This is a genomic window from Nonlabens sp. Asnod3-A02 (genome assembly GCF_045063755.1).
In the GTDB taxonomy this organism is placed as follows: Bacteria; Bacteroidota; Bacteroidia; order Flavobacteriales; family Flavobacteriaceae; genus Nonlabens; species Nonlabens xylanidelens.
Window position 1 is genome coordinate 1,257,744 of sequence record NZ_JBEFOC010000007.1, and the last position, 12,678, is coordinate 1,270,421.

Annotated in this window: 9 protein-coding genes; 7 read left to right on the forward strand and 2 right to left on the reverse strand. The window is 33.6% G+C overall.

Going from position 1 to position 12,678, the window contains the following annotated elements:
* Window positions 1-51: 51 nt before the first annotated feature.
* Both ACJJVN_RS09185 and ACJJVN_RS09190 read right to left on the reverse strand, forming a co-directional pair.
* A complete protein-coding gene (locus ACJJVN_RS09185; RefSeq protein ID WP_405377897.1) occupies window positions 52-4,713 on the reverse strand; it encodes a LamG-like jellyroll fold domain-containing protein in 4,662 nt (1,553 codons plus the stop codon).
* A gap of 341 nt (window positions 4,714-5,054) precedes the next feature.
* Complete coding sequence (locus tag ACJJVN_RS09190) at window positions 5,055-6,281, reverse strand: glycosyltransferase (RefSeq protein ID WP_405377898.1); 1,227 nt, start codon at window positions 6,279-6,281, stop codon at window positions 5,055-5,057.
* Between the two features lie 200 nt (window positions 6,282-6,481).
* Here ACJJVN_RS09190 and ACJJVN_RS09195 point away from each other — a divergent pair, with 200 nt between their 5' ends.
* From ACJJVN_RS09195 to ACJJVN_RS09225, 7 genes are read left to right on the forward strand one after another with little or no spacing between them, the layout of a single operon-like run.
* A complete protein-coding gene (locus ACJJVN_RS09195) occupies window positions 6,482-7,246 on the forward strand; it encodes a ParA family protein (protein ID WP_104514943.1) in 765 nt (254 codons plus the stop codon).
* Window positions 7,247-7,251: 5 nt separating this feature from the next.
* Window positions 7,252-8,148: a ParB/RepB/Spo0J family partition protein gene (locus tag ACJJVN_RS09200; RefSeq protein WP_405377899.1), complete on the forward strand. Its 897-nt coding sequence runs from the start codon at window positions 7,252-7,254 to the stop codon at window positions 8,146-8,148.
* Window positions 8,141-8,725 (forward strand): DUF5683 domain-containing protein, encoded by a 585-nt coding sequence (locus ACJJVN_RS09205; protein ID WP_245890648.1) that lies wholly within the window; start codon window positions 8,141-8,143, stop codon window positions 8,723-8,725. Before ACJJVN_RS09200 ends, ACJJVN_RS09205 begins: the two co-directional genes overlap by 8 nt.
* A 1-nt stretch (window position 8,726) precedes the next feature.
* Entirely contained in the window at window positions 8,727-9,428 is a 702-nt protein-coding gene (gene dapB, locus ACJJVN_RS09210) for a 4-hydroxy-tetrahydrodipicolinate reductase (RefSeq protein ID WP_104514945.1), read from the forward strand.
* A 39-nt stretch (window positions 9,429-9,467) separates the two neighbouring features.
* Window positions 9,468-11,108, forward strand: a complete 1,641-nt coding sequence (gene lepB, locus ACJJVN_RS09215) for a signal peptidase I (protein ID WP_405377900.1) — start codon at window positions 9,468-9,470, stop codon at window positions 11,106-11,108.
* Window positions 11,109-11,120: 12 nt separating this feature from the next.
* Complete coding sequence (locus ACJJVN_RS09220) at window positions 11,121-11,735, forward strand: WbqC family protein (protein ID WP_104515202.1); 615 nt, start codon at window positions 11,121-11,123, stop codon at window positions 11,733-11,735.
* The gene (locus ACJJVN_RS09225) at window positions 11,736-12,584 is read left to right on the forward strand and encodes a DUF1853 family protein (protein WP_405377901.1); all 849 of its coding nucleotides are present in this window, start codon (window positions 11,736-11,738) and stop codon (window positions 12,582-12,584) included.
* Window positions 12,585-12,678: the final 94 nt, after the last annotated feature.

Genomic DNA, 12,678 nt, shown 5'->3' on the forward strand with positions numbered 1-12,678 from the left:
TCTGTGTTATTGTAAACACAGACCTTTTAATTCATCAAGCGAGTTAATCGTTTATTTAATAATTACCTTTTTAGTAACTACTCCTAGATTGGTATTCATTTTTATAAGATAATTACCACTAACTATTTGTGATACATCCAATTTAAGGACACCCACTTTTCCAGTCATGTCATATGTTCTCACTTGCTGGCCCAGCATATTGATTAAGTATAAATCACTTATTTCTATTTCTACAGGCTTTTTAATGTGCACCTCAGTAACATGATTAGGAGTAAACACCACAAGATCTGTTTCATCTAGTTGTTCTAATTCATTGCTCAAAGTTTCTGGTAATGTAAACACTACAGAAAACCTGTCTTCATAAATACCAGCAGTTAATACCGGACTTGTGTAATCGCCGTTCATTAAGTTTACATACGTATTTAAAACATTATCCCTAATAAAAATATTTTGAGTAGGTAATACATTAAGTAAGTCATCTATGGTAATACTAAAGTTACTATCATCTTTTAATTTAATAAATAACGGTAACTCTGCTCCGTTCTCAATAGATGGCACTCCTTGTATGGTAAGTTTATCTGTGTTTACTATCCAGGACATATCATCTATTTGCTCATCTAACAGTCTACCATCATAACCTCTATCCACTTGATAAGTAGTCAAAGAATCTACCGTAAGCAATAGCTGTCTGTGAATTAAGTTAGAAGAGTCAAAACCTAATCTTATCTTTAATCTAGTATCTCTTGATGTGTTGATAGCACCATCGCTAAGAATAGGGTCACTACCTGGTGCAGCTACAAATATACTCTCTCCGTCAGATTCTTTTTCAAATTCTCGTTGGCCGTTTCTAAATCTAATTTGTCCACCATCGTTAATACCAGTTACAAAGAACCCCTGACCTACTGGTATGTATCGTTTAGGCAATTTAGTCGGGACACCACCTTGATTTACATCTGGATTAGAAGTTCCAAAAGTCGCATTACCTACACCTCCAGAATAGTTATAAGTGGCATAACCACCTTGATAACTGGCTAAAATATGAGTGTCACCACCCCAATGTTCCCAAAAATAAACTGTTCCATCTGTATCTGGATTATCTGAAATAAAATCATGAGCATCCAAAGCACTAGGATATGGATTACCGATTAAATAATCATTTCCATTATCTATATCTAGGTTTATATCTCCATTATTAGGCTTACCTACAAAAATGTAATTTTGCGTAGAACCTGAGGCTCCGGTTCCTTTCATAGTCCAACCTTCTCCTGCTAGCTGAATTCCTGTAGGACCAGCATACTCCCAGTTTGCATAGGTATTACTAGTAGTATTACCATATTTATACAACCATCTACCTGAAATGGTAGCAGCAACTGATGCGGTACCAGGTGCACCATCTCTAACTCCTGTACCAGTAAAGGTTATATCTCTAGGATTATCGATTAAAGTACCATCTTTAAGAACACTAGCAATATCAAAACCATTATTATTAACTCCATCAGTAATAATACTCACTGGTGATGTCCAATAGTTATAATCATACGTATTAGAGGTACCTTGTTGATCTATTTCTATCTTACCTGTAGTAGATGGTATCAAATCACTATCTGTACTTTGAACTAGTTGAGACTCTCCTTGTAAATCGATAAAGCCATCTAAAGTCAAAATATGAGAAACAATTATTGCTCTATCATTATCTGTAGATAACTTACCTGTACTGCTTACATCTAATCCTAGAAACTTATAGTTCTTATTATCGGCAACCATTTCATGATCTACCTCTACTATATTCCAATTAATTACTTTGTTAACGCCATTAATAACTCTTCTTGCACCTGGTACAAAATTAACACTACCATTAACCCAACTACTATCATTATTCCAATTACCGTCTGTAGCAGTAATATATGGTAATGGCGCTGTTTGCTCATTAATACTAAAATTATCTGGCTGTATTAAACTACCTCTATGTCCATTACCAGACGCATCATTTAAGTGAGTACCTATATAAGTATTCATATTAAAATAAGCCTCTAGATCTGTCCATAACATACCAGAGATATCATTTCTAGTTATAGTTTCTGGTATGACAGAACCTTTTATCCCTGTGCCGCTTTTCTCTAGTTCCTGATTCATTATAAAGCGTAATTCTCTTTGAGTAATACTATTTGAAAATATTCTAATTTCATCTAGACTACCTGAAAAATTATCTACGATAGTATTCTTATCTACATATCTAGATCCGATACAAAATCTTGAATCATTATTTATAGGACTAAGAATATCTTGAGTAATGTCTAAAACGCCATCTATATAAATGTTTGCTGTGCTTCCTGCATAGGTAAAGGTTACATATCTCCATACATTGTTAGAAAGTGCTGTATTTGACATTATGGTAGAAACACCATTATGCGTCATAGCAACACGATTATCATCAGTAAGATAGAAATGATACCCATCTACACCGTTTGCTCTTTTAGAAACAATGGTTTTATTAGTATTACTATCGTTAGACCCATTAGTATTAACCCAAGCAGATATAGAATAATTACCAGTAAATTCAACCTCGTCATCCATTGCTACATAATCATCAGAACCGTCGAACAAGATATCTCTAGGCTCAATTACTTCATGCGCTACACCGAATTTCACGAATTTCACATCATCAAAATCATGATAAGCCTCTTGATTTGCGCCTACAGTCTTTAAAAACTTAGTTTCAATATTTGTGGTAAAATCTTTATCGTCTGCAATAATCATAACATAAGCATCATTACCAACTAATGCCGGTAAAGAAGCTAAACCTGCAGTGGAAACAGAAATTTTAACCTCTGGTATATCGTTAGCATTTTGTGAAATTTCCTTAAACTTCCAGGTACGTTCTGTTACATCTGTAAATGTAGTTACTAGGCTAGGACCCAAATTTACTTCTAGAGGACTAGGTAAAGCACTTAACGTAGATAAAGTACTACCCCACATTAAGAAATCTCCACTATCCTGAAAAGAATTAGGATTATTATTATTTGTGTCATAGATATCACCTAATCCTATAGTAATAAACGTATTTGGATCTACACTTTTAGCCTGCTTCTGGTTTAATAAAGAACAAGAATCAAAACCTATTCCAGCAACATTATAAGTAAATCCATTATCTGTACTAGCATTCCACAAAGAATTACCATCAGAATCAAAATATGCTCCAGGTACGTGAGGCAAACCTATAGCCGCAACTGGAAACAAGCCCAATGTAATTCCATATTTTACCGCTAGATAAGACTCTAAGCGTCTTCTATCTATATCTGATTTACGTTCTGAAAATGACATTATTTCTAACACATCTCCGGTAAAACTAGGTCCAAAAAATTCAGATCTACCTATCCAATATCTAGAGTTAAGTATATCAGAAAATTTAGCCTTATTAACTTCTTGCATTAATGCTGGACTCAAGGTCGTACCTAAATCTACACCGTCTAAAAACAGATCCATACCATCTCCTGCCGCATTAAGTCTTGCGTTAAATATTACAGGTCGATCATAATTTAAAGCTGGATGAATTATGGCTCTACCATACCCAGTATTAGCTCCTTGATTATACGCTGCGATATCTGGTGTCTGGTTTCCCATACCATCAGTAAATCTAACACTAGTATTATTAATGGAAACACCAGTAATATCTTCACTACCTATGTCTTCAAGATAATCATCCCCTAGAAACACATCTTCAGTAGGTCTAGATGCATTGATTCCTGCGGTAGGATTAATAACTATATAAATATCTCTGTTATAAAAACCAGATTTACCAAACATGGAATTAGAACCATCAAAAGATACAACAGGATTGAAATTTACGTTTTTTGTAGGATTATCGCTATAAGTAGGTCTCTCCACACCTGTAGCCGTAGCACTAGTCCACTCACTACTAATATTTGCTGCAGGGTCTAATGAAGAAATATTTGTCCACTGATCTATTTTATCACCGTCATTCAATCCTGTTAGAGTTCTAGTATTTAACCATAACTCAAGATTCTGACCTATTCCTAATCCACAATCTGAATAATTTTTTGTCAACTTATTGAATCCAGTAATTTTAAAATTATCAAATGCAAAACCATCTACTAAATAAGATGTATTATCTGCAGCAAAATAAAATTTAAATCTAATATTATTTTTATCATCAAAACCTTGTGAAGGTAAGTCGATGGACGCAGTTACCCATCCTCCACTATTTACCGTCCATCCACCAAATCCAGGTAAGACACCATTATCTCTTGATATGTACCAATTAGTCGCTTCGTCATTTTCTTTACCCAAGGTTTGATATGTAACACCGCCATCAGTACTATATAAGAGGGTTACGCCCTCTTGTCTAGAATTAAAAACCTCTAAATACATATCAAAGGACAAAGTCAACTTGTCATAACCTGTTAAATCAATGACAGGGGAAATAGCTTCAGCACGATCATTTGGTTCAAAAGTTCTATTAGATGAAAATGTTTTTTGTAAAAAAAAATATTGTCCAGCTCCAAAAGCTGTAAGGTCTGCACCTCTTACCCAGTTTCCATTTGGCGCTGTATTAGTTTCAGTCCATGCATTGTCTCCTAACCCTGTAGTAAAATCTGCATTAAAAACAGTGATTTGTCCATATGCAGGCATAGTAAGAATTATTATTAATCCTAGTAGAAATTTTTTCTTTTTATTGAGTAATTTTTTAATCATATCCCTATACTTTTAAGTACGACAACAAGTATAAATAATCGATGTAATACAAAAAAGCTTTTCATTATGCTATGCATACATAATAATTAACTATGTTTCATAATCTACTGTATCACAGATACATGAGTTAAACATAATTTTAAAAAATCAGATTAAGATACGTTTTTTATCGGTAAAATGAATATTAGTTAAGTTTTTAAACGATAAAATCTCGTATTATTCTTCCTTATTTCAGTTAATAAACAGAACGTATGACCTTTAAAACGCTAAGTGAACGACATAACGTTATAATTATCGATGAAATACATAGTGATTAATAGATTATAAATATAAATCTATGATTAATCAGAATTATTCTTTAAATCGATCCATTTAGAAAGATATTTGTAACGAGAATTTGAATGAAAATTTAGCATTTTTATAAAAAAATCATCCTTACTTGATAAAGCATTATTAACATTTGTTAAACTAGATATTTTAAATAATAACGCTTTCGCGAAAGCGGAATGGGAATAATTATTTTCTAAAATTCTTGAAGAACTATCGCTTAACTCTTGCCATTTTCTAGGATTTTGATACAAGCTTATCACTTTACTTACATAAGCATCTATATCGTCCTCGGTAAAACCAAATTCTTGCTTACCATTAAACATTCCTTCGGCTGCTATTTGTGACATTGCTACTGGTGTAGCGGCATGCAAAGCGTCAAATATCTTACCCTTCAAACCTGCACCAAAACGTAATGGAGCTAATAACAATCGATATTCCTGCAGTGTTTTAATAGCATTTGTTGCAAAACCTTTAACTATAAAACCTTGCTTAAGGTTGTGTAATTGTTCTATGCTTTGATTTTGATAAGCACCGTAAATATGTACTTCTACATCTGGTAATTGCTTTCTAATCTGTGGCCATATCTCATTTTTAAGATACAAGATAGAATCATAATTAGGTTGATGGAGAGAATTACCTATCATCACAAAATTAGATCTCTCGTTAAAAGATTTAGGTAAAGAGATTTTTAATTTATCATCCTTATATAAGAAAGGAATGTAAACTAGTTTATTTACCGGTATGTCAAAACTGTTTATCAAAACATCATGCTCTACCTTTGATATGATTATACTAAGATCACAGCGATAAATAGCTGCAATTTCTCTTATGGCAGCATCATTATAAAAACTAACATCAGTCCCGTTTTTAACAGCTACTTCCCTAGCCTTTCTTAAAAAATGTAAATCTTCTGTATCTAGAATATGTAAAGTATCTGGACTGTTATCTTTTACTCGCCAGCTGTATTGCTCTTCGGTCATGAAGCGATCATATAACACTATATCAGGTCTTAATTCCTTTATATATTGATCAAAACTAGAGTCATTAAGCAAGATCTCTTTTTCAATAATATCTAAGGCTCCTAAATCTACAGAATATGCCGATTTAAATCCTGCGCAACTAAAAATAACTTGATAACCATCTTCTTGAAAAACCTCTAGTAACTGTAATATTCTATATCCTGCAGCAGTGGTTTGCGGTTCTGGCCAGTTTTTACCTATTACTAGTAGTTTTTTCATTTTACAAAGTTAGTTCTTAAGGAGAACTAGTGCGACAAAAGTTAAAATGTATATTTTCAAATTTACATTCTAGAGCTCAAAATCAATGAAATAACGATTTCTATTCTTTATTGTTGAAAAGCAAGCTACCTAAAAGAAGATTATTGATAAAAATCCGCTGTAAAATATTTACTTTAGCGTTTTAAAATCATAAAGATTCCATGGGTAAAATAATTGCTATAGCAAATCAAAAAGGTGGCGTAGGTAAAACAACTACAGCAGTTAATCTTGCAGCATGTCTAGGAGTATTAGAAAAGAAAGTATTGTTAATAGATGCAGATCCGCAGGCTAATGCTACTTCTGGACTAGGCTTAGACGTTGAAGAAATAGAACAAGGTACTTACCAACTTATTGAAAACTCTGTCCCTGCCGCAGACCTAGTGTTACAAACAGAATCTCCTAATGTAGATATTATCCCTGCTCATATAGATCTAGTGGCTATAGAAATAGAACTAGTAGACAAAGAGAGTCGTGAATACATGATGCGTACAGCACTTGCTAGCATTCAAGATAACTATGACTATATTATTATAGACTGTGCTCCTTCACTAGGATTATTAACTTTAAATGCCCTTACTGCTAGTAATTCTGTTCTTATACCTATTCAATGTGAATACTTTGCACTAGAAGGTCTAGGTAAATTATTAAACACAGTAAAAAGTGTACAGAAAATCCATAATACAAATTTAGATATAGAAGGTCTATTACTAACTATGTACGACAGCAGGTTAAGGCTTTCTAATCAGGTAGTAGAAGAAGTAAATCAACATTTTGAAGGATTAACTTTTAAGACAATCATTCAACGTAATGTGCGTTTAAGTGAAGCACCTTCTTATGGTGAGAGCATTATTAATTATGACGCATCTAGTAAAGGATCTGAGAATTACCTGAGCCTTGCTAATGAACTTATACAGAAAAACGCTTAAGCAAAATGGCCAAAGCAACTAAAAAACAAGCGCTAGGAAGAGGATTATCTGCTCTTTTAAAAGACCCTAGCAACGATATTAAATCTACTGCAGATAAAAATGCAGATAAGATAGTAGGTAACGTGATCGATCTTCCATTGAAGGATATCGACATGAACCCTTTTCAACCTAGAACTAGTTTTAATGAAGAGCAACTTAAAGAGCTGGCTTCTTCTATTAAAGAACTAGGTGTTATACAACCTATTACAGTACGTAAGAAAGGTTTTGGTAAATATGAACTAGTTTCTGGAGAACGTAGATGTCGTGCTTCTAAGTTATTAGGACTAGAAACTGTACCAGCATATGTACGTCTAGCAAACGATCAAGAATCACTAGAAATGGCACTGGTAGAAAATATCCAGCGTCAGGATTTAGATCCTATTGAAATAGCTCTTTCTTATCAAAGATTAATTGAAGAAATAGATCTTACACAAGAGCAAATGAGTGAGCGTGTAGGGAAATCTAGAAGTGCTATTGCAAATTACCTACGTCTTTTAAAACTAGATCCTATTATCCAGACAGGTATGAGAGATGGTTTTATCTCTATGGGACATGGACGTGCTTTAATCACTATAGACAGTCTGGACCAACAGCTAGATATTTATCAAAAGGTATTGAGCGATGGTCTTTCTGTAAGAGAAACTGAAAAAATGGTTAAGGAGTCTAAAACGGACTCGCTTCCGCGAAAGCAGACTAAAACGAAGTACCTGCCAGAAAATATCTCTCAAAAAACATCTGAGCTTAATTCTTTACTAGACACAAAAGTTACTACGACTATGTCAAGCAGTGGTAAAGGAAAAATTACTATTAACTATGCTTCTAAAGCAGACTTTGAACGCATTGTAAAGTTAATCAATGAGTAAATACATAATTTACATAATACTTTTTATAGGCTTTGCTGGATTTGCACAAACACAGCCAGATCCTAATCCTAACTTTGGACCACTGCTAGTAGCACAGGATAGTGTTGCCACTGTATATGATGCAAACCGACCTGCAAAAGCTGCTTTTTATAGCGCTATTGTACCAGGTTTAGGTCAGGCATACAATAAGAAGTATTGGAAAGTACCTCTTGCCCTAGCTGCAGTAGGTATTCCTATTTATGTGTATACAGTTAATGATAAAGAATACAATCGTTTAAGAGATGCTTTTAGAATACGTCTAGCTGGTGGTACAAATGATGAGTTCTCTAATGCAGACGGAACTCCCATAATAACTACAGAAGGGCTAGAAAGAGCGCAAAGAACCTCACAACGTAATAAAGAATTAAGCCTTTTAATTACAGCAGGTCTATATGTATTGCAAATAATTGATGCAAACGTAGACGGGCATTTGAGCCAGTTTAGTGTAGATCGTAATTTAACTTTTCTACCTTATATGGATTACAACACACTAGCTATAGGTAACACCTACGGATTTAATCTCACCTATAATTTTTAATATGAAAATTGCATTATTAGGATATGGTAAAATGGGTAAAACCATTGAAAAAATAGCTCTAGAAAGAGGACATACTGTGGTTACTAGAATAGGTCGCAATGACTCTATGGAAGACATCACAAAGGCAGATGTTATTATAGAGTTTACTAGTCCAGAAAGCGTAATGAATAACCTCAAATATCTTATTCCTACTCAAATACCTATTATTTGCGGTACTACTGGGTGGAATGAAAATTTAGGCGAGGTAACTGATATGATTAAAGAACATAAATCAAGTATGGTTTATGCGTCTAACTTTAGTCTAGGAGTTAATATTTTCTTTGAGCTTAATAAAAAACTTGCCGCAATGATGAGTCAGTTCAAAGAATATGATGTTAAGATGCAAGAAATCCATCATACAGAAAAGAAAGATGCGCCTAGTGGTACGGCTATAACTTTATTTGAAGGACTAGCAAAAAGCGTAAGCAAAGAAAACTGGCATTTAGGAACAGATCTCAAAGAAGATTCTGTTTCAATTGAAGCTTTGAGAGAAGAAGATGTCAAAGGAACTCACAGCGTTACCTATCAAAACGAAATAGATAGTATAGAAATAACTCACACCGCACATACTAGAGATGGTTTTGCTTTAGGTAGTGTTATAGCTGCTGAGTGGATTATTAATAAAAAAGGAATTTACACCATGAAAGATGTTTTAGGGTTATAATAATCTCTACAACTATCTATCATACTACAATATAACAATATGAATTGGACAGAATGGTTAATCGTATTTATCTTAATCCAGTTAATTCACGGATTAGGAACCTGGAAAATGTATGTCGCTGCAGGTTTTAAAGCATGGCAAGCATTTGTACCTGTATTTAATGCGGTTACATTAATGAAAATAATGAATAGACCATGGTGGTGGACTATTTTACTTTTCTTACCGGTAGTAAACCTTTTAATGTTTATAGTTATATGGGTAGATACCTTGAGGTCCTTTGGTTACAATAAAGCGATAGATACGACTCTAGGAGTGGTGACTTTTGGTTTTTATATCTATTACATCAATTACACGCAACCACTTAATTATATACATGATAGAAGTTTAGACCCTAGAACTAGTGCTGGAGAATGGACTAATTCTATTCTATTTGCAGTAATAGCAGCAACTATAGTTCACACCTATGTAATGCAACCATTTATTATTCCTACTTCTTCATTAGAAAAAACATTGCTTACAGGTGATTTTCTTTTTGTAAGTAAATTCCATTACGGTGCTAGGTTACCTATGACTCCTATCGCCGCACCTATGGTACACGATACCATTCCTGTGTTAGGAGTAAAAAGCTATCTAGCAAGACCACAGTTACCATACACTAGAATACCTGGTTTTCAAAAAATAGAACGCAATGACATCGTGGTATTTAACTATCCTACAGATACCATTAATTCTTATCCTAATGACGATGGTAAATACCATTACAAACCTATTGATAAGAAATCTAATTATGTAAAGAGATGTGTTGCTATAGCTGGTGATACCATGTCTATGAAAGATGGTGTTATATACATTAATGGTGAAGAACTTATTTTACCAGAACGTGCCAGACCACAGCATATTTATAGCGTAATCACAACAAGATTAGATCTTATGGCAGATCAAGCTTATATGATCGAGAAATATGATATAACTGAAAACATATATCAGCCAGATAGAGATGCTAATCCTAACAAACTACAATTAACAGCAACAGATAAAGCCATCGAGCAGCTTACTAAGGATGGTATTATCACGTCTGCCGAAATGCGAAATCAAGAACTAGCAACACCTTATCGCAAAGATTTAAGAGACCGCAATGACATATCTACTATATACAATAAGCCCAATGCTTTTCCATATGATGGTAGATTATCTAACAATAATGATGACCGCGATCCATTTTTAATTCCTGCCGAAGGTATGACCGTAGACATAGACTACAAAAACATCTCTTACTTTGAGAGAATCATTGAAGTTTATGAAGGTAGTGAGATGAATATCTTTAACGATATAACTCTTAAAGGAAATAAAGTGTTACTAAATGGCCAGCCTCTTACCTCTTATACATTTAAGCAAGATTATTACTGGCTCATGGGTGATAATCGTGATAATAGTCTAGATAGTAGATTCTGGGGTTATGTACCATTTAATCACGTAGTTGGTAAACCAGTATTTGTATGGATGAGTTATGACGGTAATAAATCATTTACGTCTGCATTTAGGTTTGAAAGAATGTTTACTACAGTAAATGGATCTGGACAGCCTACTTCTTACTTAGTTTATTTCTTAGTAATATTAGGTGGTTACTTTGTGGTTAAAAAGATCATGAGTAATAAGAAAAAGAATCAGGAAAACTCTTAATAATCTATGGCTATGAATGATTTGATTATTCATCCCTCCTACTTTGTGGATGTCATTACACTCATTCATATACATCATGCTCAGAATATTATTCTCGAGCAGCAGGATAGTTATGTAAAACAAACTTATAGAAACAGATGTTACATTGCTGCAGCAAATGGTAAACTAGCACTTAACATTCCTATTGTTCATCAAAAAAAAGGACATTCTGTACTGTACAGTTCGATAGAAATAGATAATTCACAAGCCTGGGCTTCTACGCATTTAAAGAGTATAAAGAGTGCTTATTACAGTAGTCCCTATTTTGAATATTATCAAGACGACCTAGAAGAATTATTTAAGGAAATACCATCTTCATTATTAGAGTGGAATATAAAAACCCTTCATTTTTTGATGCACCATCTTCAAATAGATCGCACTATAAATAGAGTTGTTAATTATGAGGATAACGCACTTGCAAAAAGACTCATTACGGCCAAAGGTGATGCCTTATTTCAACTAGACTCATACATTCAGGTATTTCAAGAAAAGCATGGTTTTACACAACCATTAAGTGGCTTAGATCTATTATTTAATCTAGGACCTGCAGCTGGTAGTTATCTTAAAAAACAATACCATAAATTATAAATGGATAACAGTCTAGCAAGATTTAAAAACTTTTATAGCACTGCTACCCTATGGTCAGGAACATTATTAGGCCTTGATCAATTTCTTTTCTCCAGTCTCAAATTTGACCATTTAAAAGAGAAAGCCTCTATTGATTTACCTATAATACCTCAAAAAACAGTTTTAGGTAAAAGAGCTGAACATTTTTTTAAATTCTGTATAGAGCAGTCTAGTAACTATAACTTACTAGTGTCCAATCAACAAATTTTTAAAGGTAAAATTACCATAGGTGAACTGGATTACATCGTACAAGAAAAACGCAGTAAACAAATTATTCATGTAGAATTAGTTTACAAATTTTATATCTATGATATCGATAAAGATGTACGTGATAAAGACCCAATAAGACAAGAGCTTAGTAAGTATCAAGGGCCTAATGGAAAGGATAATTTAGTCCGTAAAATCGACCATCTTAAAAACCACCAGTTACCCTTACTTTACAATGAGCATACACAAGATATATTAGATCAATTTGACCTGGACGTTCATAAAATGCATCAGGAGGTCTGTTTTATAGCGCATGTGTTTATTCCTCATAGGCTATGGAATCATTCCTTTAAGTACATTAATAAAGCTAGTATTGTGGGATATTACTTTAAGTATTCCGCTTTCGCGAAAGCGGAAACATCAAACATCTATTTCTTACCTAAAAAGTATGAGTGGAAAATGAAACCTCAAGAGTTAGAGGAATCTTTTACATTTCTTCAAATTTTAGAACTAACTACAGCCAGTCTATCACGTGGATTTGCACCGTTAATATGGATGCAATTAGAAGACAGCACCTTTGAGCGATTCTTTGTGATAAAGTAAAACTCGCTGCATAGAGTTCTACTATATTTTAATCACTCACACCTATTTGTGATTTCATAAACACATTTTAACTCAATATTCAAAACATGAGTTG